The 23,263-nt window shown below is 55.7% G+C and carries 19 protein-coding genes and 2 tRNA genes; 5 read left to right on the forward strand and 16 right to left on the reverse strand.

Annotation, left to right across the window (positions count from 1 at the left end; all coding sequences use genetic code 11):
- Nucleotides 1-67: 67 nt before the first annotated feature.
- The 5 genes from GGR91_RS10720 to GGR91_RS10740 all read right to left on the reverse strand — a co-directional run bounded on the left by GGR91_RS10720 (nucleotide 68) and on the right by GGR91_RS10740 (nucleotide 6,279).
- On the reverse strand, nucleotides 68-2,116 hold the full coding sequence (locus GGR91_RS10720) for an alpha/beta hydrolase family protein (RefSeq protein ID WP_183942196.1): 2,049 nt from the start codon (nucleotides 2,114-2,116) through the stop codon (nucleotides 68-70).
- Between the two features lie 410 nt (nucleotides 2,117-2,526).
- Nucleotides 2,527-3,801, reverse strand: coding sequence for a Xaa-Pro dipeptidase (locus tag GGR91_RS10725; RefSeq protein WP_183942197.1), 1,275 nt, complete (start codon nucleotides 3,799-3,801; stop codon nucleotides 2,527-2,529).
- Nucleotides 3,801-4,208, reverse strand: a complete 408-nt coding sequence (locus tag GGR91_RS10730; RefSeq protein ID WP_183942198.1) for a DUF2497 domain-containing protein — start codon at nucleotides 4,206-4,208, stop codon at nucleotides 3,801-3,803. Before GGR91_RS10730 ends, GGR91_RS10725 begins: the two co-directional genes overlap by 1 nt.
- A gap of 23 nt (nucleotides 4,209-4,231) precedes the next feature.
- Entirely contained in the window at nucleotides 4,232-5,698 is a 1,467-nt protein-coding gene (locus tag GGR91_RS10735; protein WP_246337178.1) for a TolC family outer membrane protein, read from the reverse strand.
- Nucleotides 5,695-6,279, reverse strand: coding sequence for a protein-L-isoaspartate O-methyltransferase family protein (locus GGR91_RS10740; RefSeq protein WP_183942199.1), 585 nt, complete (start codon nucleotides 6,277-6,279; stop codon nucleotides 5,695-5,697). Before GGR91_RS10740 ends, GGR91_RS10735 begins: the two co-directional genes overlap by 4 nt.
- 273 nt (nucleotides 6,280-6,552) lie before the next feature.
- Here GGR91_RS10740 and GGR91_RS10745 point away from each other — a divergent pair.
- Together GGR91_RS10745 and GGR91_RS10750 are read left to right on the forward strand one after the other, a co-directional pair.
- A tRNA-Cys gene (locus GGR91_RS10745) sits at nucleotides 6,553-6,626 on the forward strand.
- 229 nt (nucleotides 6,627-6,855) lie between these two features.
- Nucleotides 6,856-7,329 (forward strand): c-type cytochrome, encoded by a 474-nt coding sequence (locus GGR91_RS10750; RefSeq protein WP_246337179.1) that lies wholly within the window; start codon nucleotides 6,856-6,858, stop codon nucleotides 7,327-7,329.
- Between the two features lie 41 nt (nucleotides 7,330-7,370).
- Here the strand turns inward: GGR91_RS10750 and GGR91_RS10755 are convergent, their stop codons facing one another.
- Nucleotides 7,371-8,285 carry a Brp/Blh family beta-carotene 15,15'-dioxygenase gene (locus GGR91_RS10755; protein ID WP_183942200.1) on the reverse strand — a complete coding sequence of 305 codons (915 nt, stop codon included), beginning with the start codon at nucleotides 8,283-8,285 and terminating at the stop codon, nucleotides 7,371-7,373.
- 52 nt (nucleotides 8,286-8,337) lie between these two features.
- Nucleotides 8,338-9,084 carry a bacteriorhodopsin-like gene (locus GGR91_RS10760; RefSeq protein WP_183942201.1) on the reverse strand — a complete coding sequence of 249 codons (747 nt, stop codon included), beginning with the start codon at nucleotides 9,082-9,084 and terminating at the stop codon, nucleotides 8,338-8,340.
- A 184-nt stretch (nucleotides 9,085-9,268) separates the two neighbouring features.
- Here GGR91_RS10760 and GGR91_RS10765 point away from each other — a divergent pair, with 184 nt between their 5' ends.
- Nucleotides 9,269-9,883: a LuxR C-terminal-related transcriptional regulator gene (locus GGR91_RS10765; protein ID WP_246337180.1), complete on the forward strand. Its 615-nt coding sequence runs from the start codon at nucleotides 9,269-9,271 to the stop codon at nucleotides 9,881-9,883.
- A gap of 140 nt (nucleotides 9,884-10,023) precedes the next feature.
- On the opposite strand, the gene glnA is transcribed toward GGR91_RS10765, so the two are convergent.
- From glnA to GGR91_RS10795, 6 genes are all read right to left on the reverse strand, one after another.
- Nucleotides 10,024-11,436, reverse strand: a complete 1,413-nt coding sequence (gene glnA / locus GGR91_RS10770; protein WP_183942203.1) for a type I glutamate--ammonia ligase — start codon at nucleotides 11,434-11,436, stop codon at nucleotides 10,024-10,026.
- A gap of 46 nt (nucleotides 11,437-11,482) precedes the next feature.
- Complete coding sequence (locus tag GGR91_RS10775) at nucleotides 11,483-11,821, reverse strand: P-II family nitrogen regulator (RefSeq protein ID WP_125231011.1); 339 nt, start codon at nucleotides 11,819-11,821, stop codon at nucleotides 11,483-11,485.
- A 174-nt stretch (nucleotides 11,822-11,995) separates the two neighbouring features.
- The gene (locus GGR91_RS10780; RefSeq protein WP_183942204.1) at nucleotides 11,996-14,188 is read right to left on the reverse strand and encodes a PQQ-dependent dehydrogenase, methanol/ethanol family; all 2,193 of its coding nucleotides are present in this window, start codon (nucleotides 14,186-14,188) and stop codon (nucleotides 11,996-11,998) included.
- A gap of 71 nt (nucleotides 14,189-14,259) precedes the next feature.
- A complete protein-coding gene (locus GGR91_RS10785; protein ID WP_183942205.1) occupies nucleotides 14,260-14,925 on the reverse strand; it encodes a DJ-1/PfpI family protein in 666 nt (221 codons plus the stop codon).
- Between the two features lie 82 nt (nucleotides 14,926-15,007).
- Nucleotides 15,008-16,195: an acetyl-CoA C-acyltransferase gene (locus GGR91_RS10790; protein WP_183942206.1), complete on the reverse strand. Its 1,188-nt coding sequence runs from the start codon at nucleotides 16,193-16,195 to the stop codon at nucleotides 15,008-15,010.
- 83 nt (nucleotides 16,196-16,278) lie between these two features.
- Nucleotides 16,279-18,015, reverse strand: coding sequence for a class I adenylate-forming enzyme family protein (locus GGR91_RS10795; RefSeq protein ID WP_183942207.1), 1,737 nt, complete (start codon nucleotides 18,013-18,015; stop codon nucleotides 16,279-16,281).
- Nucleotides 18,016-18,056: 41 nt separating this feature from the next.
- Here GGR91_RS10795 and GGR91_RS10800 point away from each other — a divergent pair, with 41 nt between their 5' ends.
- Complete coding sequence (locus tag GGR91_RS10800) at nucleotides 18,057-19,556, forward strand: coniferyl aldehyde dehydrogenase (RefSeq protein WP_183942208.1); 1,500 nt, start codon at nucleotides 18,057-18,059, stop codon at nucleotides 19,554-19,556.
- A 74-nt stretch (nucleotides 19,557-19,630) separates the two neighbouring features.
- Nucleotides 19,631-19,714, forward strand: a tRNA-Leu gene (locus tag GGR91_RS10805).
- Nucleotides 19,715-19,776: 62 nt separating this feature from the next.
- Here the strand turns inward: GGR91_RS10805 and GGR91_RS10810 are convergent.
- The 3 genes from GGR91_RS10810 to GGR91_RS10820 form a co-directional block, all read right to left on the reverse strand.
- Nucleotides 19,777-20,499, reverse strand: a complete 723-nt coding sequence (locus tag GGR91_RS10810; protein WP_183942209.1) for an SDR family oxidoreductase — start codon at nucleotides 20,497-20,499, stop codon at nucleotides 19,777-19,779.
- 44 nt (nucleotides 20,500-20,543) lie between these two features.
- Nucleotides 20,544-21,518 carry a quinone oxidoreductase family protein gene (locus tag GGR91_RS10815; protein WP_183942210.1) on the reverse strand — a complete coding sequence of 325 codons (975 nt, stop codon included), beginning with the start codon at nucleotides 21,516-21,518 and terminating at the stop codon, nucleotides 20,544-20,546.
- A gap of 378 nt (nucleotides 21,519-21,896) precedes the next feature.
- Nucleotides 21,897-23,180, reverse strand: a complete 1,284-nt coding sequence (locus tag GGR91_RS10820; protein ID WP_183942211.1) for an MFS transporter — start codon at nucleotides 23,178-23,180, stop codon at nucleotides 21,897-21,899.
- Nucleotides 23,181-23,263 lie beyond the last annotated feature (83 nt).

Consider the following 23,263-nt stretch of genomic DNA (forward strand, 5'->3'; position numbering starts at 1 on the left):
GCTTCAACAGCCCATAAAAAGCGCAGTAGCAATGTTGCCTACTTGCCGCTGATTATTGTTGCGCCGGTTACTGCGCGCCTTTCAAATGCTTGGCCAGCCATGCGAACACAGTCTGGTGCCACTGGATGGAATTTTTTGGCTTCAGCACCCAATGGTTTTCATCCGGGAATACCAACAGTTTCGATTCCACGCCCTGCTGCTGCAATGCGGTGAAGGCGGCGAGGCTTTGCGAATACGGAATACGATAATCCCTCTCGCCGTGGATGACTAAGGTCGGTGTTTTCCATTTGGCGACATGGTTCACAGGGTTCCATTTTTCGGCATCGGTCCGCGTTGTCCATGGCCCGCCATTATCCCATTGGTCGAACCATAATTCTTCGGTTTCATATGCCATCGCGCGGAGGTCAAAAATGCCCGCATGGTTGACGAGGCATTTGAAACGGTCGGGCCAGTTGCCCGAAATCCAGTTCATCATATAACCGCCGTAAGATCCACCAAGCGCGCAGGCGTTTGCGGTATCAAGCTGCGTGTCGATTTTGCCAACGGCGTCCATGCCCTTTTGCAAATCTTCAAGCGGCCATCCGCCCCAGTTTTTGTTGATGCTGTCGGTGAATTTCTGACCATAGCCGGTCGACCCGTGAAAATCGATGGTGACAACGGCATAGCCTTGCGATGCCATCACCGCCGGGTTCCACCGGTAGGACCAGCTGTTGTTAAACGAACCCTGCGGTCCGCCATGAACCAGCAGCAGCACCGGCAGTTTGCCCGTCGCATTTTGCGGCTTTACGATTTGGCCAAATACCTGGTCGCCATTGGCCCCGGCAAAATTGAATTTTTGGTAATTGACGGGATCGAGCGTTGCCAGAGCCTCCGCATTTACGTTTGTGAGCCGCGTGGTTTTGCCCTTCGCATCCATGTGCACAAGGTCCGATGGACCAGAGATGCTGTTGATGGCGTAAACGACGCCGCCATTTTTCAACGGCACGGCTTCGGCGATGCTACCGCGGTCGGTCAGCCGCGTGACTTTGCCTTTCAGGTCGACGCGATACAGCGGCGTTTCCAAAACATCTTGCGCAGTCACCAGCAAGCTTCGGCTATCCAAAGCCCATGCAAGCGACGCCACCGAACGGTCCCACTTTTCGGTCAGCGCGGTAACCTTGCCGCTCTTCACATCCATAAGCTTTACAACCAGCTGATCGGCTTCGTAGGTCGCGCGTGGCATCGACGTCCATGCCATCCATTTGCCATCGGGCGACATGGCGGGTGTCGTATCCATTCCGGCATTGTCAGCCGTCAGGTTGACCGGCTCCTTCGACTTGAGCGATACGCCATAAATTTCGAGATTGGTCGATTTGGCTTCATTTTTGTCGGCCAACCGAAGCGTGAAGGCAATACCGCTGCTGTCTGCGTTCCAGCTGATCTCTTCACCGCTGCCAAAGGGTTTGGACGGGGCATCGCCAACAAGGGTGCCGTCCATTGCGGCACCCGATGTGCCAAGCTTGCCATCAGCGCCGAGCATGACGGTGAACACGCGGCTGTAATTGCCCGGTGTTTCCCATTGGTCCCAATGGCGCACCATAAGCTGGTCATATTCGCGACCGGTGCCGGGGCCGGGCTTTGACGTGTCGCCGTCCTTTTCACAGCCAAATTCCATGCAATCGCGGGCAATATCGCCCCAGACAGCAAATTTCTGTCCATCGGGGGAAATTTTGAACCCGCTGACATCGGTCTTGAAATTGCTCGCTTGCGTGGTTGTCGCTGTCGCAATGTCGTAGCGCCAAATCTGGTCAGATCCGCTTTCATTGCTGATGTAAAAAATGCTTTTACCATCGGGGGCAAGGGCGGGGTCATGCTCATTCTTGTCCGGTTTTGATGCGAACATCATTGGCTGCGGATTGGCACCGATTTTGAGCATATAGAGGTCGGTCTTGCCTTTGTTCGCGGCTAAATCGGTCTCGCGCAGCTGATAGGCGATCATTGTCCCGTCGGGCGATGCTGTTGCACCCGAAAGGCGCTTCATTGTCGCGAGGTCGGTCTCCGTCATCGGGCGCGCAAACGCAGCGGAGGAAAGGGCGGAAGTGCCGATGATTGCGGCAAGCATGATGGTTTTTCTCATAGCCACACGCTAGTCAGCGCAAGGCAGGCAGGCAAGAAAATTACAGGCGGAAATCCCAAAATTGGGGTTGGGTTTTTGCAAAGCCGCCGCCCCGCCAGTTGCGTTTTATGCAATCATATTGTCTACTAAATGACTTGAGTTTAAATTTTTTGCCGGTAGGGGAGGCGCAACAACGAAAACATAAAAGGATGCCTTCCACGGGACGACCCGGCCATTTGGCTGTGCGGCAAGTAGAAGGAATGAAATATGCAGAAATTGGCTAGCTTTGTTGGCGCCATCGCGCTCAGCAGCCTGCTTTTCTCGGTCACAATGGTATAATTGGATCTGAGAAAACAGCTTTTCAAATAAGCAACGGATGGGCGGGTACTTCCCCGCCCTTTTGTTTGTCCGAAATCGCCAGGCTGCGAAAATTAGCGGACGATTTTGCCGTCTTTCATGACGTGGGCCAGATTTTCCAACACGCGGATATCCTGAATCGGATCGCCCTTAACGGCCACCAGATCGGCAAAGCGCCCCGGCTGCACGCTTCCTAGCGTTTCTTCTTTGCCCAACAGTTCCGCCGCGCGGATGGTCGCGCTTTGAACGGCCTGCATCGGGGTCATGCCATAGCGGACCATATACGCAAATTGCTTGGCATTATCGCCATGCGGATACACGCCGCTGTCGGTTCCATAAGCAATCTTCACGCCCATCTTCACCGCTTTGGTAAAGCCAGCGCGCTGGATATCGGTCGTCTCGCGGTTCTTGCGCAAATATTCTTCGGGCCATTTTTCGCGGGTGCCGACATCGTCAATATAATCGCCATTATAGATGTCCATGACGAGCCATGTGCCGCTTGCTTTCGCCATTTTGAGCGCTTCATCGTCGATCAGGCTGGCATGTTCGATAGAACGCACGCCAGCGCGGATGGCGCTTTTAATCCCGACCGCGCCGTGCGCATGTGCCGTCACAAATTTGCCCCGCGCCTTGGCAGTCGTCACCACTGCGCGCAGTTGATCTTCGGTCAATTCCGGCTCGCCGGGTTCAGTACCAATCGCAAGCACCGCGCCGGTGGCGATGGTTTTGATGAAATCAGCGCCTTGGTCTATTAAGAACGCGGTTTTCGCTGCGGCTTCGTCGGCTGTGCCCGCAACACCCAGACGCATGTCGGCCGGAAGCTGCTCGTTGGGAACGACACCGTTGAGTTCACCGCCGCCCTTTGGGATCGTAATATAGGCGCCAGCGACAAACATGCGCGGGCCGGGAACCTCTCCGGCATTGATGGCATCGCGCACTGCAACATCGGTTAGCCCGCGATAGGTGCCAACATCACGCACGGTGGTAAACCCCGCCGCAAGCGTGAGCCGCGCATTATGGGCGCCAATTAACGCGGTTGCCGCAGGCGACGTTTTCAGCGGAAGTGCTAAATCCGCGCTTTGGCTCGCGTCGGCCAGATGGGTGTGCAAATCGATTAAACCGGGCAGAACGGTATATGCCGACCAATCAAGCCGTTCGCTGCCCGCGGGCGTCGCGCCACAGGGGGCGACCGCGGTGATCTTGTCCGCAGCGACGCTAATGCATTGCCCTGTCAGGACTTGGCCGGCCTGAACATCCAGCAGCCTGCCTGTTTCAATATAAAGGCTTTGCGCAAATGAAGCCGTTGGCGAAACCGCCAACGCCGCCGCGAGTATCAACGCCGCGCGCATCAACCCTTTTTCGTAATGCGGGTGATTTCCCGCTCAACCATCGCTTCGACGATTGGCGGCAAATGGGTATCGAGCCAATCCTTTAGCATGGGACGCAGCAATTCGCGTGTCAGACCCTCAAGCGAGGTTTCGCCTGACCGAACGATTTGCGGTGCTACGCCGGGTTCAGAGAGGGTTTGCAGCGCTGAAAAGCTATGACGCAGGTTTTGCGCTTTGCTATCGTCCAGCAAGCGATCTTCGGAAATCGCATTTTCATCGGCTGTCGTGAGCTCGAGGACTTCTTCCTCTTCACGTGCAGCAGACTTGGCGCGTTTGGTTGCAGGACGGCTGCGGTCGTCATCGGCGATAATGCGCTTAATCGACGATAATATTTCGTCCATTGACGGTTCGCTGCGATTATCTGCCATAAAATTTGTCCCGCTGCGTTGGATTAGCGCGTTCTACCGCCTGTAGAAATCGGCTCTATTTCTGCTTTTTGCGCCTGTGTGTCAACGGTGCGGGTCGATTTGGCGACGGGGTCAGGCTGCGATGACCAGTCGTTCCAAGCGCCATCCACCTTTTGATAGTCGGCGACGGGATCGTACAACGTTCCGCCTTCGAGACCCAAATCACGTGCCTCTGCCTTGCCCATGGCCGCAAGCAAACTGAAGCCAGCGACATATGCATTGCGGCGTGCCGCAACGAGTTGAACTTTGCTGTTCAACAATTCCTGTTCAGCATTCAAAATGTCGAGGATTGTGCGGTTGCCCACGCTGTTTTCGGCACGCGTGCCTTCTAACGACAACTCGTTTGCTGACACCGCACGTTCGGAAGCGGCAATGACCTCAAGCGCAGCCTTCCAGCTGGCATAAGATGCCCGCGTTTGTGCAATCGCTTCGCGTTCAGCCGCAATTTCCAGTTCCTGTGCCTGACCAAGGCGCGCCTGCGCCTGACGGATTTGCGCCGCAGGCTGGCCGCCTTGATATAATGGCAAAGTTGCGCGAACGCCTGCTTGTGCATTCAGCGAACTATTGTCCGCCTGAAACCCTGGAATATTCGACGATATGGAACGCAGCGCATTGCTGTACGATGGCGACGTAAATACGCTTACGGTCGGAAGCCGCGATGCATTGGCCGCACGGCGGTCAAACCGCGCGGCTTCACGCGACTCGCGTGCCGCAATAAGGTCAGGGTTGCTTTCCAACGCAACGGTTACCGCGCTGTCGGCGGTGGCGGGCAAATTGGGCAGCGGTGGGGGCGCCTGCAATTCTCCGGGTTCGCGGCCAACAAGCTGGATATAGATTTCTTTTGAACGAATGAGGTTGGCGCGTGCCGTTTCCAAATTGCTCGTTGCCAGCGCCAGACGTGCTTCGGACTGCGCGACGTCGGTTCGGGTAAGATCACCGATTTCGAACCGGTCACGTGTGGCGTCCAGATTGACTGAGAGCACACCAACTTGGGCGCGGTTCAGGTCGACAATCGATTCGTCGCGAATGACGTCCATATATGCGCCAACCACGGCCGAGAAAATGGCGCTTTCGGTGCCACGCAGATTGGCAAATCCAGCCTCGACGCGATTTTCAGCGGCGCGTACGGCGTTTTTAATGCCACCACCTGCATAAAGCGGTGCGGAAATGGTCCCGTTGATGCTGACGCCACGCGCTTGAACAACCGATGCGCCGCTGTCCTGAAGCACGTTTTCAACATAGGTTGGCTGAACTGTGATATCAGGGCGGCCATTGGCCTTAGCCAGCGGCACAGCTTCGTTTGTCGCACGCTGCCCGGCGCGCGCTGCGGTCAAGTTCGGGTTGGTTTCATAGGCCGAGACCAGCGCATCGCGGAGCGTATCCGCCATGGCCGGTGCCGAACAAGCTGCCGACGCGAGCAGCGCGACAGTGATAAAATGACGCGCGCTCAAAACACAAACTCCGGCTTGCGGGCAAATGCGGGTAAAGGCGCGATCTCGCTATCGGCGATTGATTTCAAAGCAACGTTCCCGTTCTGCACATATCCTTTTGCGAGGCGCGTCACGGCGCCTTCAACAATGCCCGTTACCAACCGCGTACCATCCGCGGCGAGCGCGAAGAGTGCATCGGGCAGTTCTTCAGCGGCTCCATCGATAATGATGCAGGCATAAGGCGCGTTGGCGCTGGCAGCGCCGAGATTGTCTGGGGCTGCCGTGGTCAAATGCGCGGTGCGGGTTTTCAATATCGCAGCGACATATCCATCAGATTGGCCAACGAGCAGGACATTATCGTCCGCCTGCACGTCAGCAGCCTGCAACAACAATGCGGTTGAGACCGGCGGATTTAACGTCTGGCCGTTTTCCAGCTCAAGCGAGCGGTCCATATAGGCCGTTGTCTGGTGTGAAGCGGGAACAAAATCCTCGCGGGCGATGCTACCCATTCCGGCAAGCACCCAGCTTTCGGTTACACCGCTTGGACGCAGCTGGCTGTCCACCATTGAACGCCGCATATCTTCAAATTTACCTGATTCCATCGGAATATTTCCATTAACCTGCTGGCCATGTGGCACAACTGTATTGCAAACACAATACAGTCTCTCGCTCCCGTTCTAGCTATCCGAACCCGTCCCGCCAAGCTGGATTCAGACAAACGGCCTATTTCAGGATGCAAATAGCAACTTTTCCCACGGCTTGTGGCGCACATGGCACAGCATTCCAGATTGCCGGTTGCAATGAATTCTGCAAGCCGCTAAGTGCCCGCCTTCATCACATGGCGGCATTGCTGATTAGGCAGGTTGTTGTTTAGGGGCCCGATGGCGGAGTGGTGACGCAGAGGACTGCAAATCCTTGCACGCCGGTTCGATTCCGGCTCGGGCCTCCATTTTTTCATATCTAATTAGACGCAACGCAATGTCTCTTACGTTCGGCGATCGCGCGACCCTTGGGTGCCTCGCGCACCTTTTTCGTGAACCGTTTACGGCACAAGGTGTTGAAAAATTTGATGTGGCTATCTAAAATACATAAGCATCAAGGATTGCAGGTCACCGGCAAGAAGCTGACACGCACCGTTGCCGGACTGTGCGTTGCGTGACGGTTCACAAAGAAAGACTATGATTATGGCAAGAGCGATGGGTGGATTACTGGTTTTGTGCGCAATGGTTTCTGCTTGCTCTGATGGTTCGGAAAGCCAAACGGAACAGGTTGCGCCTGCAACAAAGCCTGCGGCAATAGCAGCATCAGACGTGACGACCCTCGACGGTACTGCGATAGCCAGCTTCACCGGAAACGCTGAGAATGGCAAGGCCGTGTTTGCGCAATGCCGCGCGTGCCACGCCACGGATGCAGGCGTAAACATGTCGGGCCCATCGCTACACAATATAATTGGCCGCATGTCTGGAACTGTGCCTGGCTATAATTACTCGGCCGCTAATGCCGGGGCTAAATTTGTGTGGACGAAAGAAAAGCTGTTTCAACATCTTGAAAAGCCGCAGCGCGTAATCCCGGGAACAAAAATGATGTTCTCAGGTATACAGGACGCGCAGAAGCGCGCCGATGTTATCGCTTATCTTGAAACGCCGAGCTGATACTTTATCGCTCGAAAGCAGCCGCAGTCGCCTTTCAGTTCCTATAGCGCATTATGATTTTTAGAAGTCATAAGATGCTCAAGGATGAAATGCGGCACCGTCAGCGTTGATATTAGAATGAACGCAGACCGGACAATGCCCATTTCCGAAGGAACATCGCCTTGGTACAGGAACATCAAGACGCCTAACCCCAATGAAAGCGCTGACACGGCGGCCACAATGGCTGCCTTTTTGAATTTAGAGAGGCCGCCTGTTTCACGCAGTGCGTCCGCCATATGTCGCGGCGAGTGCAGCCCGCAAAAGAAAACGGCAAATGCCACGAGCGGCGGCAGGAACAGGGCGGCTGTGATGCAGGCCAGCACTTCAAGCGCGCTTTGCGTGTCATCATGCCGGAACGCCCAATAAGCAAAGACAAGGCTGCCCAGCGCCGCCGGAACTGATGTCGCGCCAAGCAGAGCGGCGATCATTGCGCCGTTTTGGCTTCCCGTTAGCGCGGCAAATATCATGGCGACATCGTCGGGGCTGGCCAGCGCAGGCAAGGCGACCAATGCCCACCCAACCATCATAGCCAGAAACGGATCAACGCCGCCACGCCAGTCACGGCTGAAATGGACTATAGAAATGAGCAGGAATGCAATGAGCGCCAGTTCAGGAAGCTGTAGCCATAAGACGACCATAGCCGCCGCGCAGCCCAGATAGCTGCCGATAATCTTGGTCCTACCGGCCCAACCGTTTTGTCCAAAATGGGCGGCAGCGATTTCGACATCCAGCGTGCCGTGGGGAATGCCTGCAAGCACGATAGCCAGAGCAGCCAGCATATTGGCCTCAACGCTGTCCATGCCGCCTAGAAGGCGGTCCAGGGCAATCAGCAGCAACGTTGCTGCCGGTAACGCAAACAGGCGCAACATTTTGGACAATGTTGCGCCTGCAGAATGCGGATACAAAATAATATTCATACAGGAATGTACGCCGCCACAGCGGCGCACGTCCACTGTTTATCCGAAGGCCTTAGCCATATTCGGCTTGCGACTTGCGCACGGCGATCATGTAGATCAAGATGCCGACGCCTGCCTTTGCGATCAAGTCAGCGATTGTGTAGCCGACTTGTACGCCAACGGTTACGTCAGAACCGCTCAGATTGGTGTACGGGATCATGTATACGATCGGGTAGAAACCCCATGATGCGAAGGTCAGCAAGCGTGCTTTCTTCACCAGTTCGCGTACATTTTCTGGTTGGTTGTTGATGGATGCACCGAGGCCGGCGAAAAGCTGCCACATGATGTAGACAAACGGGATTGCCGACAATGTGCCCCACAATACGCGGGTTGGAATGTCCGTTGCGATTTCACCTGGGTAACCCAAAATGATCATCAAAGCAGCGGCGCCGCCAAGCTTGAACGACTTCGAGACGGTTTCTTCTTGGCTCAAACGCATCACGAGGATGAGTTCGATGAGAAGCAATGGCACGGTGAGCAACCAGTCGACATAGCGATAGGCATCGTTAAATGCATAACCGCTTGCGGTCACTATGCCGTCTTTAACGGAATATGCGCCTTCCCAGCTCTCGAAAATACGGAAATAGTGATACGCAGCGATGGCGGTAACCAAGCCGGAAATGGTGAGCGCTGTCTTGTAGGCTGGGCCCACTTGCGAGCGGCCGAGCCACAAAAACAGCGTTGCTGCTGCCATGGTGGCAAATGTAAATGAGAATGCATTATAGACCAAGGAATATTGGCCAAAAGTTAGATTTTCCACGTTATTCTCCCCCTTTGCGACATCATTTCGGATGACGGGCCATTTTTCATAAACGCTGACCTGGGGACAACAACCTAACCTTTATACCATGTTTTTGCGATATTGCCCTCGACATCGCGGAACTGGAATATATAATGGTTAACGCTGAAATGCGCCTATGGGGGTACGCGGGAGGCACTGCAATTTGGACGTAGTTGGCCGGTCTAACGAGAAACTAGACGCGCTAATCGCGAATAGCCCGATAGCGTCGGTGATCAGCGACCCGCGTCAAAGCGGCAATCCAATCATTGCCTGTAATGCTGCGTTTCTTGAGCTGACGGGCTATGCGGAACATGAAATCATTGGACGGAACTGCAAATTCTTGGCCGGTCCAGCGACTGAACCATGGTTAACCGACACGATCAGCAATGGCGTTCAACGTCACGCCCCGGTCATGGTCGAAATTTTGAACTACAAACGCGATGGCACACCCTTTCGTAATGCAGTGCTGGTTGCGCCGTTGTTTGACGAAGACGGTGAACTTGAGTTCTTTCTTGGTTCGCAAGTGGAAATTGAGCCCAGCGCGCCAGTGTCTTACGAGAGCCGTCACGCTGCAGCCGCGACGGCGGTCAAGGCATTGTCACGGCGGCAGCGCGAGGTGTTGGCCGAAATGGCCTTGGGCCATTTGAACAAGCAAATCGCCTTCCGGCTTGGGCTCAGCGAGCAAACGGTCAAAATGCACCGTGCGTTGTTGATGGAGCGGTTGGGCGCGGCCTCAACTGCCGAAGCCATCCGCATCGCGGTAGAGGCGGGGCTTTAATCTGCATATGTGCTGTAACGGCGGCTCACGAGCCGCCTCGGCAAGACGTGGCGTCAAGGACGCAATGACCAGCCTCCAAGTAAAAAGGCCCGGCAGTCCCCCAACCGCCGGGCCTTACGCTAATGATCCGATGCGTAGGATCAGTAGCTGTAGTACATGTCGAATTCGACTGGGCTTGGCGTCATTTCCCAACGGGCGACGTCTTCCATCTTCAATTCGATATAGCTGTCAATCTGGTCCTTCGAGAACACGTCACCCTTCAACAGGAAGTCGTGATCCGCAGCCAAGCACTCCAGCGCTTCACGCAGCGAACCGGCTACGGTTGGCACTTCAGCAAGCTCTGCTGGTGGCAAGTCATAGAGATTCTTGTCCATGGCATCGCCAGGGTGGATCTTGTTCTGAATGCCGTCGAGGCCAGCCATGAACAAAGCCGCATAGCACAGATATGGGTTCGCCATTGCGTCCGGGAAGCGGACTTCAACGCGCTTCGCCTTGGCACCTGCACCATATGGAATACGGCATGAAGCCGAACGGTTGCGCGCCGAATATGCGAGCAACACTGGCGCTTCATAACCGGGCACCAAACGCTTGTAGCTGTTTGTGGTCGGGTTTGTGAATGCGTTCACGGCCTTGGCATGCTTGATGATGCCGCCGATGAAATATAGGCACATGTCCGAAAGACCGGCATAGCCGTCGCCGGCGAAAAGCGGGGTCTTGCCTTCCCAGATCGATAGGTGGGTGTGCATACCCGAACCATTGTCTTCCTTGATGGGCTTGGGCATGAACGTTGCGGTCTTGCCATATGCATGTGCGACCTGATGCACGACATATTTGTAGATCTGCATACGGTCCGCGGTCTGTGTCAGCGTTCCGAAAGTCAGACCAAGCTCATGCTGGGCTGCGGCAACTTCATGGTGATGCTTGTCGCAAGGCAGGCCCATTTCGAGCATGGTCGAAACCATTTCGGCACGGATGTCCACTGCGCTGTCGACGGGCGCGACGGGGAAATAACCACCCTTTGCACGGGGGCGATGGCCCATATTGCCGCTTTCATATTTGGTGCCGGTGTTCGTTGGCAGCTCAATATCGTCGATCTTGTAATATGACGTGTTGTAGCCGTTTTCGAAACGCACATCGTCGAACATGAAGAACTCGGCTTCTGGACCGACATATACGGTGTCGCCAATGCCTGTGGTTTTCAAATAGGCTTCAGCGCGCTTTGCGGTCGAGCGCGGGTCGCGGCTGTAAAGCTCGCCCGTTGATGGCTCGACGATATCGCAGAAGATGATCATCATGGGCGTGGCGGAGAATGGATCTACGTACACGGCATCAAGATCAGGCTTCAGGATCATGTCGGATTCATTGATGGCTTTCCAGCCTTCGATGGACGAGCCGTCAAACATCAGGCCGTCTTCCAACTCGTCTTCGCCGATCACGCCAGCGCACATGGTCAGATGCTGCCATTTGCCCTTGGGATCAGTGAAACGGACATCGACCCACTCGATCTCCTCATCTTTGATACGCTTGATAATGTCCTTAGCTGAGGTACCCATTTTACTTTCCTTCTTTGGCTTGTCTTTTTTGGATATTTTGGATTTTTTAAACGGCGTCGTTGTCGCGTTCGCCGGTGCGGATGCGCAGCGCGGTTTCGACAGGGATAACGAAAATCTTGCCGTCACCAATGCGGCCCGTCTGGGCCGCTGCAGCAATGGCTTCTACGACGCGGTCGGCAAGGCCGTCTTCAACGACAACCTCAAGCTTTACCTTCGGCAAAAAGTCGACGACATATTCAGCGCCCCGATACAGTTCGGTGTGGCCCTTTTGACGGCCAAAGCCCTTGGCTTCAGTAACAGTAATGCCCGAGACGCCAACTTCGTGCAGCGCTTCTTTCACCTCGTCCAGTTTGAATGGCTTGATGATCGCTTCGATCTTTTTCATGGCTTTTCCCTTTATGGCGCGTGAGGCAGATGCTCCGCGCGCGCGGATGATATCAAAGGCTTATCAAGTATCGTGCCAAAATTGACTAACACCAAAACGCGTTATTTTGGGCCATATGGGCCATGGCATCTGCCTAAATTTTAGGCAGATGCCAGATTCATGGGCAGCAGTTTTTTACTTTGCGGCCTTTTTTGCGCCACCGCTCAATGCGGCATCATTGGCCTTTGCATAATGGGCACGGCTGACAACATAAGCGCGCATTTGCTCGGCTTCTTTCGCTGTTAACACGCTGCTAAAGCTGACCATGCCATTGCCCTTCAATATGCCGTCAATCACAACCGATTTCCACGTGGCGGCATCCGCAATCACACCAGATTTACGCAGGTCAGGCAGCACGCCGTTCCCGACCGCCCCGGGGCCATGACAGACGAGGCAATAGCGTTGGAAATTCGATCCCCCCGCCGCGATATCTGCTGGCGTACCGAATTGCGCAGGCGGTGCCCACACATGGGCTGGCGCTTTCGGCACGGGTGGCAAGGCTGTTTTTCCGCCCAGCTTTAGAACGATCAGGCGGGGGATGTTGGGAACCGCAGCGCTGGTGGAACCCGCATAACCCGATACCAGTGGAAACGCGCCGCCCTTGCTGGTCAGGAAGGCGACATATTGTTCGCCGTCCACCATATAGGTTGATGCGCCGGACAACACGCCCGACTGAACGTTAAGGTTCAACAGTTGCTTGCCGCTATCCGCAGCATAAGCACGGAACTCGCCCATTGCTGTGCCTTGGAAAACCAGATTTCCGGCGGTGGTCATCGTCCCGCCATTCCATGAGGCGGGGTGATCGACGGTCCATTTTGCTTTGCCGGTCTTGGGGTCGAACGCGACAAGCTTTCCGGTCGTGGCCGCTTTTACAGCCTTCACGAAATTGATGTCATCGGGAAGGTCGGCCGTCGCCATCGCGCCGCCGACGTTGAAGCCCAACGCCTTGCGCTCTTGTTCATTTGGCGCAACGGGTGGCATATACGCGCCGCCAATGTACTGCGCAGGAATGTAGACCAATCCGGTTGCCGGGTTAAAGCTCATCGGGTGCCAATTATGTGCACCCAGCGCCGAAGGGTTCGCCAAATAGAGCTTGCCGGTTTTTTCATACCGCGCTGCAGGGTTTTCGATAGGCCGCCCTGTTTTCATGTCATAGCCGGTTGCCCAGGTGATGCCGTCGATGAACGGGTTGGCTGATAACAACTTGCCGTTCAGGCGATCAATGGTGAAGAAAAACCCGTTCTTTGGCGCGTGGTAAAGAACTTTGCGTTCTTTGCCGCCGCGGGTTTCTGTTGCCAATATGATGGGCTGGGTCGCGGTATAATCCCAGCTTTCGGCGGGTGTTTCCTGATAATGCCAGACATATTCGCCCGTGTCGGGTTTCAGCGCGACGATAGACGAGAGGAACAGATTGTCGCCTTCGCCATTGGAACGAATACCATGGTTCCACGGATTTCCGTTGCCAACGCCAAGGTATAATTGGTCCAGTTCGGCGTCATAGACGATTGCGTCCCACACGGTACCGCCGCCGCCACTTTCGCGCCAGTCACCCTTTTTGGGCTTGGAACTCCATGTTTTGGTTGCCGCTGTTTTTAAGATCTTATCGCTCGCGGCGTTGTCGGGCTCGCCCTTGGGATTGGGCGTGGTGTAAAAACGCCATGCCTGTTTGCCGGTCGCGGCGTCATATGCGGTCACATAACCGCGCGCGCCGAACTCTGCGCCGCCAAAGCCAATAACCACCTTGTCCTTTACGACCCGTGGAACGCCCGTGATGGTGCCGTTGGATTTGAGGTCAAGCGTTTGGACACTCCACAATTGCTTACCCGTGGTGGCGTCCAAGGAAATCAAACGTCCGTCGATGGTTCCGACAAAAACGCTGCCTTTCCAGAACGCGACGCCACGGTTGACCACGTCGCAGCAGGCTTTGACCCCGCGCGATTTGTCGACTTCGGGATCGAAGCTCCACAATGGTTTGCCGGTTTTGGCGTCATAAGAAAATACTTTGGACCATGCGGTCGAAACAAACATTTTGCCGTCGACAACCACGGGTGTTGCTTCCTGGCCGCGTGCGTCGGGTAAGTCAGCGAACCAGGCAATGCCCAGATCCTGCACATTGCTGTCGTTAATTTGGGTAAGCGGGCTGTGCCGTTGCTCATTATAATTGAAGCCCGTCATCGCCCAGTTTGAGCCATCGCCACCAGTTTTCAGATAATCCCCGTTAATCTTGGCGAATGCGGGCACATCGGTCGGTCCAGCTACCTTTTGGCAAGAACCCAACAATAATGTCGCGCCAGCAAATGCGGCTGCGAACCAAAGCTTATTCGTCATATTTTTCTCCCCCTCGACGGAAAGGCTATGCCCTTGAATAGGCTTCGTCCAGTGGGAATTTAACTGACGGGTTAAATTATCTTTTTTATGGCGCTTTCCATCTCGGTCGCCGCCTTTTCATAGACGCGCGCGCGGAGGCTTGAGAGTATCGCATCAGGTGCATTCGCCGGCGTTCCGCCACTAAACGGTGGTGCCGGATCATATTCCAGCGCGAGCTGAATGGTGCGCGCAACATCTTCGCCTGCAATGTCTGAAATCAGTTCAAGCGCGAAGTCGATGCCCGACGTGACGCCGCCTGCGGTGACCAAATTGCCATCGCGGACCACACGCGCGGGGCGGTGCGTTGCGCCAAACATCGGCAACAAATGTGTGTAAGCCCAGTGGCATGTGGCTTCTTTGCTGCGCAGCAAATCGGCCGCGCCCAATATGAAGGCACCGGTACACACGCTGGTGATATATTGCGCCACGCGTGCTTGAGCGCGGACGAAATCGACGATCTGCGGGTCAGCGATCGCGTCGCGCACACCATGGCCGCCCGGCACGCAGATTATGTTCGCCTGTGGGCAGTCTGCGAAGCTGGATCGCGGCAGAATGGAAAACCCACTATCGGTGGTAACCGCCGCGCCCGTTTTGCTGACGACATGAACATCCGCGCCCGGCAATCGCGAGAGGAATTGCACCGGCCCCGTGAAATCGAGTTGCGTGACATTGTCGAAGAGAACGAAGACGATATTCATGCCGCATGCTTAACCTGCACGCGGCAAAAAACAAAGGGCCGCCGAATTTCTCCGACGGCCCAAAGGTCGCAAATTGTATCGATCAGATAAGCTCGATCGCCAACGCGGTCGCTTCGCCGCCGCCAATGCACAGCGATGCCAGGCCGCGTTTCTTGCCATGGCGCTGAAGCGCGGCGACCAAGGTTGTGATGATCCGCGCACCCGATGCGCCAATGGGATGGCCCAATGCCGTGGCGCCGCCATGAACGTTAATCTTGTCATGCGCTATGCCAAGATCGTGCATCGCAAACATCGCGACACAGGCAAATGCTTCATTCACTTCGAACAGGTCAACGTCGGCGATGGTCCAGCCAGCCTTTGCCAAGCATTTGTTGATAGCGCCGACCGGAGCGGTGGTGAATGCTGATGGTTCCTGCGCGTGTGCCGCATGTGCGACGATACGGGCAATCGGTGTTTGCCCATTGGCGTCGGCGACCGATTGCCGCGTGAGCACAAGCGCGGCGGCACCATCTGAAATCGACGAGCTGGTGGCGGCCGTGATTGTACCGTCCTTAGCAAAGGCTGGCTTGAGCGTTGGAATCTTGTCGGGCATGCCTTTGCCGGGTTGTTCGTCGGTGTCGACGATCACGTCGCCCTTGCGTGTGGCAACGGTCACCGGAACGATTTCCGCCTTAAACGCGCCGTCTGCAATCGCGCTTTGCGCGCGGCGCAGCGATTCAATTGCGTAACCATCCTGTGCTTCGCGCGTCAGCTGATATTCGTCGGCGGTGTCTTGCGCGAAAGTGCCCATGGCGCGGCCCGCTTCATATGCGTCTTCCAGTCCATCAAGGAACATATGGTCGTAGGCGGTGTCATGACCGATGCGCGCGCCACTGCGGTGCTTTTTGAGCAAATAGGGCGCGTTGGTCATGCTTTCCATGCCGCCGGCGATGACATAATCGACTGAGCCAGCGGCGAGCGCTTCGCTGCCCATGATGACGGTCTGCATGCCCGAACCGCATACCTTGTTCACCGTCGTTGCTTGTACAGATTTGGGCAGGCCCGCTTTAATCGCGGCCTGACGGGCAGGGGCTTGGCCAAGGCCTGCCGGCAGCACACAACCCATGTAAATGCGCTCAATCGCCGCGCCGTCGACGCCAGCGCGTTCAACCGCGGCCTTCACCACAGTCGCTCCAAGGTCGGTCGCAGAAACGTCTGCCAACGCCCCTTGCATGGCCCCCATTGGGGTACGGGCATAGGACAGGATGACGACAGGATCGGCGTTATGCATGGGAGATTCCTTTGATTTTGATTTGCCGCCTTATAGGGCGACGCAGCATCAAAAACAAATGTGAATCCGCCGAGTGTGCTGCGTTAGAACAACGCCTTCAAATCGCGTTTCAGGATTTTGCCATTCGCATTGCGCGGCAGGGTATCCTGGGTGAAGATGATCTTCACGGGCACTTTGAATTTTGCCAATCGTGCGCTGACATATTCGCGCAGTTCGTCCTCGCTTGCGGTCATGCCGGGCGCCAGATGGACTACAGCCGCGGGTTCTTCACCGAGTGTCTGGTGCGGAATGCCAATCAGCGCGGCATCGGTGACCGCGGGATGTTCGTACAAGATATTCTCGACTTCCGACGAATAGATATTCTCGCCGCCGCGAATGATCATATCTTTGGCGCGATCAACGATGAAGCAAAAGCCTTCGTCATCCACGCGGGCAAGATCGCCTGTGCGCACCCAGCCATCGACAAATGTCTCTGCGGTTGCATCCGGACGGTTCCAATAGCCTTTGACGATTTGCGGGCCGCGTGCCCACAATTCACCGACTTCACCAACGGGCAATTCGGTTGATCCATCCTCTGACATGATTTTCACGTCCGAGACTGCAACGGCCGGACCACAGCTGTCGGGACGATTCAAATAATCTTCGGCAACATGCGAGGTAACCGTCGCCATGGTTTCGGTCATGCCCCAGCCATTGCCCGGAAATGCGCCGAATATTTCGTAGATCTTGCTGACGAGCTCTGGCGCGGATGGTGCACCGCCATAGCTTATCGCGTCGATTGAGCTGAGGTCATATTTCTCGCGGTCTGGGTGCTCGATTAACTGCCAAGCGATGAACGGCACGCCGCCCGTGGCGTTGATCTTTTCACGCTCGATAATCTCGAATGCCTTCACGGTATCCCATTTGTGGAGGAGCACGATCTTGTGCCCTGCTTGAATCGTGGGGATCATGGACGCCGAGCAAGCGGTGACATGGAACATTGGAATGACAAGCAGGCTCGCCCTTATGCTGGGTTCGGGCAAAGGATCGCCACGGCGCAATACAGTCGCCGCGCCGGAATAGGCGCTGGAAAAGCCATTGGTCAGCAGGTTGCGGTGCGAACCCAAGGCGCCCTTTGGCTTTCCGGTCGTCCCGCTGGTGTAGAAAATGGTAGCGGCGTCATCTGGCGCAATCGCCACGTCGGGCAACGGTAGGTCAGCCAAATCGGCGTAGCTTTTTGGATCGCCAATGATGCTTTCGAGCGTGATGGCGGGCTCCGCCATTGCCGCTGTACCCGCGCGCGCGACCATGACATGCGCGAGCGCAGGCATCTCCGCTTTGTAGGGCGAAATGCGGTCCCAGCGTTCTGCGTCGCAGATCAGAACCGCTGCACCCGAATCGGCCAAACCAAAGGCAAGCTCTTCGCCTGTCCACCATGCGTTTAACGGCACGACAATCGCGCCCGCGACGGCGGCCGCAAAAAAAGCGACCGGCCATTCAGGCAGGTTGCGCATGGCGAGGGCCACGCGGTCGCCCTTTTTTACGCCACATTCTTGCAGCGCATGGGCGAGGTTCGCGACCGCGCGGTACCAAGCCGCGTAGGTTACGCGCTCATCCTCATACACCACAAATTCGCGGTCCCCGAATGATGCGTTGGCGTGTGCGGCCAGTACCGCAAGATTGGGTAAGGCGTTTTTCCAGACGCGCGTTGGCACACCTTCAATCTCGACCGTTTCCATCTCGAACGGCATGCCAGGTGCACATAATGCGGCCTTTACCTGATCTCGTGTCATGACGGGCCAACCCGCAGGTGGTGTCCACTTTTTACCGGCCTCAATCATGTTCTCTCCAATATACGCGCCATGCTTTGTGCATGTTGGAAATGTGGATACGCCAAAATGGTTTTCATTTGCAACGCTTCACGCTAGCAATTCATCAACTGGTTAAATGGAGAGAGAAAATGACCGCCAATATGCAGACTGTGCTCGAAAAGCAGCGCGCAGCATTTACCGCAGCGATGCCAGAATCGATGTCGGTACGCCGTGACCGTATCGACCGCGCGATTGCGATGCTGATCGATCATGCGGAAGATTTCGCAAAGGCTGTTTCTGCTGATTTCGGCCATCGTAGCCGCGAACAAACATTGCTGACGGACATCATGCCGTCTGTGAGCGCGATGAAACATGCCAAGAAGCATTTTGAAAGCTGGGCCAAAGGTGAAAAGCGCAAGCCAACTTTCCCGCTAGGTCTGCTCGGTGCAAAGGCCGAAGTCGTTTACCAGCCAAAGGGCGTTGTCGGCGTTGTTGCGCCATGGAACTTCCCTGTTGGTATGGTGATGGTCCCGATGGCAGGTATTCTCGCTGCGGGTAACCGCGCGATGATCAAGCCGTCGGAATTCACTGAGCGCGTGTCGGCATTGTTCGAAGAGCTCGTGCCAAAATATTTCGCACAAGAAGAAATGGCCGTTTTCACTGGTGGCGCTGAAGTCGGCATGGCGTTTTCAAAGCTGGCATTCGACCATATGATATTCACCGGCGCGACGGGCGTTGGCAAGCATATCATGCGCGCGGCAGCGGACAATCTCGTGCCTGTCACGCTTGAGCTTGGCGGCAAATCACCGACCATTATTGGCCGAAGTGCCGACACGAAAAAGGCGGGCGAGCGCATTGCCCTGGGCAAGATGATGAATGCGGGTCAAATCTGCCTCGCACCGGATTATCTGTTGGTGCCCGACGACCAAGAGCATGATGTCATCGCGGCGGTGAAGGCTGGCGCAATCGCGCAATATCCCACTTTGCTGCACAATGATGATTACACTTCGGTTGTGAACGGCCGAAATTATCAGCGGCTTCAGGGCTATTTGGACGATGCGCGTGAAAAGGGCGCTGAACTCATCGAAATCAACCCTGCGGACGAGGATTTTGTCGGATCAAACGGCAACAAAATGCCGCTGACGATTGTCCGCAATGTCACCGACGACATGAAGGTGATGCAGGAAGAAATCTTCGGGCCGATTCTGCCCGTCATGACCTATTCGTCGATGGATGAGGCGATCGATTATGTGAATGCACATGATCGTCCGCTTGGCCTATATTATTTCGGATCGGACAAGGCCGAGGAACAGCGCGTCTTGTCGCGGACCGTCTCTGGCGGCGTAACGATCAACGACGTTGTCTTCCACAATGCGATGGAAGATCTGCCCTTTGGTGGAGTCGGGCCGTCGGGCATGGGCAATTATCACGGCGCGGACGGCTTCAAAACCTTCAGCCATATGCGTGCGGTCTATCGTCAGACCGGAGTCGATGTTGCCGGAATTGGCGGATTCAAGGCGCCTTATGGCAAAGCGACGCTGAAGACACTCGCCAAGGAACTTAAGAAATAAGGATGCGCTTGCATCGGGGCGGAGGCTCGGTTAGAGGAGCCTCCGCTTCAACGGGTTCGCCCTGACGAAGATGTGCCCCAGTGGTGGAATGGTAGACGCGCTGGATTCAAAATCCTGTTCCGAAAGGAGTGCCCGTTCGAGTCGGGCCTGGGGCACCACCATATTTTCTCAGACAGCTTGAAATCCGTTGATCCGCAGTGCGATGCGGTATCGCTGACAATCAGAATCTGATCATGATCCGCTGCGCAAGTGCGGGCGACATCGAATATACAAGCCGAAGCAGCTTCACCATGCCGACATTCGCCTCAGGCGCGTTCGTCGCAATGGCATCAACGATTTCTGCGGCACATTCCTTTGCCGACATCTTTTTGCCATTCACGCGGCCGCGCGTCATCGCGGTGTCGACGACCGGCGGTAATGCCTCGATAACATGAACGTTGGTATCGCGCAGATTGTGCCGCAGCGATTGGGTAAAGCTTCTGAGGCCCGCTTTGGTCGCGCAATAGACTGGACCACCGGCGCGCGGGGCAATGGCAAGGCCTGAGGTGACATTCACAATCGATGCCTCTGGCCGCTGCAGCAAGCCGGGCAACAAGTGCCCAATCAGGTGCAATGGCGCGTTCAGGTTCAGGAAGATCGCCTGATCAGTGAGCGCCAGATCAAGCGGCTCGCCGGGGCCGAAATTGCCGCTCATCCCGGCATTGTTGATCAATATGTCCAGTTCGCGCCCTGCGAGCGCGGCAGCGAGGCCCGCGCAGCCCGCAGCATTGGAAAGGTCTGCCTTTATCGCCTCCAATCCTTCTTGCCGTGCAGAAGCAAGCACGTCGTCGCGGCGACCGCAGACGATAACGCTGGCGCCTTTCGCCATCATTTGGCGTGCTATTTCCAAACCGATGCCATCGGTCCCGCCCGTAACCAATGCGGTCTTGCCCTTAAGTTCCATAAATCCCCCTCAATATTGTCCGAAATTAACCTTGCCGTGAATTGTCAGGGAATCAATATCGAAGAACCAACTGTTTTCTGTCCCTCAAGGTCGCGATGTGCCTGTGCAACGTCTTCCAGCGCGTAGCGGTGGCCGATCGTGATATCAATGATGCCTTGGCGGAACATGTCGAACACATATTCCGCACCCGCTGCCCGCTCTGCGGCATTGTGATAATAATCAAACAAGGTGGGGCGCGAGACGTAGAGCGAACCTTTTTGCGCTAAAGTGCCAAGGTTGACACCCGTCACTGGCCCGCTCGCATTGCCATAGCTGACGATCAGGCCGCGCCGCGCGGTTGCGTTTAGCGACGTTTCCCATGTGTCGCGGCCGACACCGTCGAAGGTCACTTCCACGCCTTTGCCGCCCGTCAGTTCGCGCACCTGCGCTGCGACATCTTCTTTGCCATATAAAATGACATGGTCGGCCCCCGCCGCACGCGCCAGCGCTGCTTTTTCATCGGTGCTGACTGTGCCGATGACACGGGCACCAACATGCTTCAGCCATTGCACAAGCAACAGTCCGACCCCGCCCGCCGCCGCGTGCACCAATATGTCCCATTTGGGTTGAACCTTGGCACAGCGTTCGACAAGAAACTCGGTGGTGCAGCCCTTGAGCAAGCCCGCCGCCGCGATTTCGTCGCTGATGTCGTCCGGTACCAAAAACAGGCCATGTGCGGCAATATTTCGCGCGGTGGCATAGGCACCGATGCTTGGGCCAAAAGTGGCAACCCGGTCGCCCACGCGCCAGTCGGTCACGCCTTCGCCCACAGCCTCAATGACGCCCGCTGCCTCCATACCAAGGCCAGAGGGCAGCGCCATCGGATACAGGCCGCCACGATGATAGGTGTCAATGAAGTTCAGGCCCACGGCCAGATTGCGCATGCGGACTTCACCCGGACCGGGCTCTGCCAGCTCAACGTCCATCCACGCAATAACGTCCGGCCCACCGGTTTGCCGAATTTGTGCTGCTCTTTCCATCGGGAGAACTCCTGTTTGTTGCATGCATCCTAACAGAGGCGGTGGCAGGCCGCCAACCCGCGCTGCGGAATATGGTTAAAAAGGCGTCAATAACTGTCGCAGATCGGGACAGTCGAATTTGCGTCCCTCTTTAACCATCTTTTGGCATGGCCAATATGCCTAACAAAACGTTAACGCCTGATCATGATGAAAAGAAGATTAGTCGGTCACAACGAATCTACCCGCCACCCGCTTCGGCGGATGCTTCCCCCATCACAGATGACGCACGCCGTCATCGCGCCACGCCCCACATCGTGGTGGCGCAATGAAGATACGCATTTGTTCATGCTCAGCTTCAGCGCGTTTTTTGTCGCAATAAGCAGCTTTATCGCCTGATTTTTAGGCTGCGACGGGGTCGCACGCCTTGTGCAGTTTCCACGAAATCCATGCCGAAACAAGGCAGGCCGCAGCAATCATGAACAGTGTGTCGGCAATGCCCACACCTGCGCTGACCAGAAGGCTGTAAATGACAGCACCAATGACCATCGCGCCGGAATTCACGATGTTATTGGCAGCAATGGTGCGGGCGGTTTGCGACTTTGCGACTGTCGTTGTCAGAAACGCGTAGAGCGGGACGACAAACATGCCTCCGGCGATGGAAATGCCAAGAAGATCGACAATCATACGCTCGCCATAGCCAAGCGTCAGAAACTGCCACCAATCTATCAGCTCTGGCCCGGTGGGTTGCCAATGGCTGACCGTCCACCAAAGATCCAGGACGAACAGACCCATTATGATGACTGAAATCGGCGCATATTTGGCGGACACCGTGCCATTCAGCATGCGGTTGACGGCGACTGAGCCAATGGCAATGCCGATAGAGAAAAATGCGGTAAACAACGTCGCGACAGTGTTGTCGCCGCCGATAGCGTTTTTAACCATGGGCGGAAAAATCGACCCAAGGACAGCGCCAACGCCCCAGAAAAAGCTGATGGCCATGATCGCCAAAAACAGGCGGGGTATGTGCATGGTGTCGCGCACCAGGCGCCAGCTGCTGCGAAAGATATTCCAATCCATTTTTGCGGTTGGCGCATCGCTTTCGGGCGGTGCAAGCGGAACAGATTGCGCGGTCACGCGTCCGATGATGGCAACGATGATAATCCCTATGCCTGCAATCTTTCCGGGAATGATCCCGCCCGCGATCGTCCCACCCAAAATGGCAAGATAGGTCCCGGCTTCGACAAGGCCAGTTCCACCTAAAACCTCGTCTTGCTCCAAATGCTGGGGCAAAATTGCGTATTTAATTGGGCCAAAGAAGGTGGAATGCACGCCCATTGCGAACAATGCGGCGAGCATCATCGGTATGTTGTGCAGGTAGATACCCGCCGCACCGAAGATCATGATAAAAATCTCGGCTGTCTTTACCATGCGAATGACGCGCGTTTTTTCGATGGTATCGGCCAGTTGCCCCGCAAGCGCGGAAAACAGGAAAAAGGGTAATATGAAGAGCGCGCCCGCGATGGCGTTAAAATTCGCTTCTTGGGTCGGGTCCGAATAGATCTCGTATGTCACCAAAATGACCATGGCCATCTTGTAAAAATTGTCGTTGAAGGCATTCAGGAACTGGGTGACGAAAAGCGGCAAAAATCTGCGCTTGTTCAACAGGGACATTGTCGTAGCCATTAGTTCTTGCAGTTCCTATGCGGACGGTATCGGAGCCTTAGCGGTCCAGCCCTATCATGGCAAAGCGCATTTCATGTGACGGT

Origin of the sequence: Sphingorhabdus rigui (assembly GCF_014196595.1) — a bacterium.
GTDB lineage: Bacteria > Pseudomonadota > Alphaproteobacteria > Sphingomonadales > Sphingomonadaceae > Sphingorhabdus_B > Sphingorhabdus_B rigui.

Coding starts and splice junctions, on each gene's coding strand:
- glnA (WP_183942203.1), bottom strand. CDS start 11,436: ATGGGTACCTCAGCTAAGGACATTATCAAGCGTATCAAAGATGAGGAG.
- GGR91_RS10780 (WP_183942204.1), bottom strand. CDS start 14,188: ATGACGAATAAGCTTTGGTTCGCAGCCGCATTTGCTGGCGCGACATTA.
- GGR91_RS10775 (WP_125231011.1), bottom strand. CDS start 11,821: ATGAAAAAGATCGAAGCGATCATCAAGCCATTCAAACTGGACGAGGTG.
- GGR91_RS10820 (WP_183942211.1), bottom strand. CDS start 23,180: ATGGCTACGACAATGTCCCTGTTGAACAAGCGCAGATTTTTGCCGCTT.
- GGR91_RS10790 (WP_183942206.1), bottom strand. CDS start 16,195: ATGCATAACGCCGATCCTGTCGTCATCCTGTCCTATGCCCGTACCCCA.
- GGR91_RS10800 (WP_183942208.1), top strand. CDS start 18,057: ATGTGGATACGCCAAAATGGTTTTCATTTGCAACGCTTCACGCTAGCA.
- GGR91_RS10725 (WP_183942197.1), bottom strand. CDS start 3,801: ATGCGCGCGGCGTTGATACTCGCGGCGGCGTTGGCGGTTTCGCCAACG.
- GGR91_RS10750 (WP_246337179.1), top strand. CDS start 6,856: ATGATTATGGCAAGAGCGATGGGTGGATTACTGGTTTTGTGCGCAATG.
- GGR91_RS10740 (WP_183942199.1), bottom strand. CDS start 6,279: ATGGAATCAGGTAAATTTGAAGATATGCGGCGTTCAATGGTGGACAGC.
- GGR91_RS10755 (WP_183942200.1), bottom strand. CDS start 8,285: ATGAATATTATTTTGTATCCGCATTCTGCAGGCGCAACATTGTCCAAA.
- GGR91_RS10720 (WP_183942196.1), bottom strand. CDS start 2,116: ATGAGAAAAACCATCATGCTTGCCGCAATCATCGGCACTTCCGCCCTT.
- GGR91_RS10730 (WP_183942198.1), bottom strand. CDS start 4,208: ATGGCAGATAATCGCAGCGAACCGTCAATGGACGAAATATTATCGTCG.
- GGR91_RS10810 (WP_183942209.1), bottom strand. CDS start 20,499: ATGGAACTTAAGGGCAAGACCGCATTGGTTACGGGCGGGACCGATGGC.
- GGR91_RS10815 (WP_183942210.1), bottom strand. CDS start 21,518: ATGGAAAGAGCAGCACAAATTCGGCAAACCGGTGGGCCGGACGTTATT.
- GGR91_RS10785 (WP_183942205.1), bottom strand. CDS start 14,925: ATGAATATCGTCTTCGTTCTCTTCGACAATGTCACGCAACTCGATTTC.
- GGR91_RS10795 (WP_183942207.1), bottom strand. CDS start 18,015: ATGATTGAGGCCGGTAAAAAGTGGACACCACCTGCGGGTTGGCCCGTC.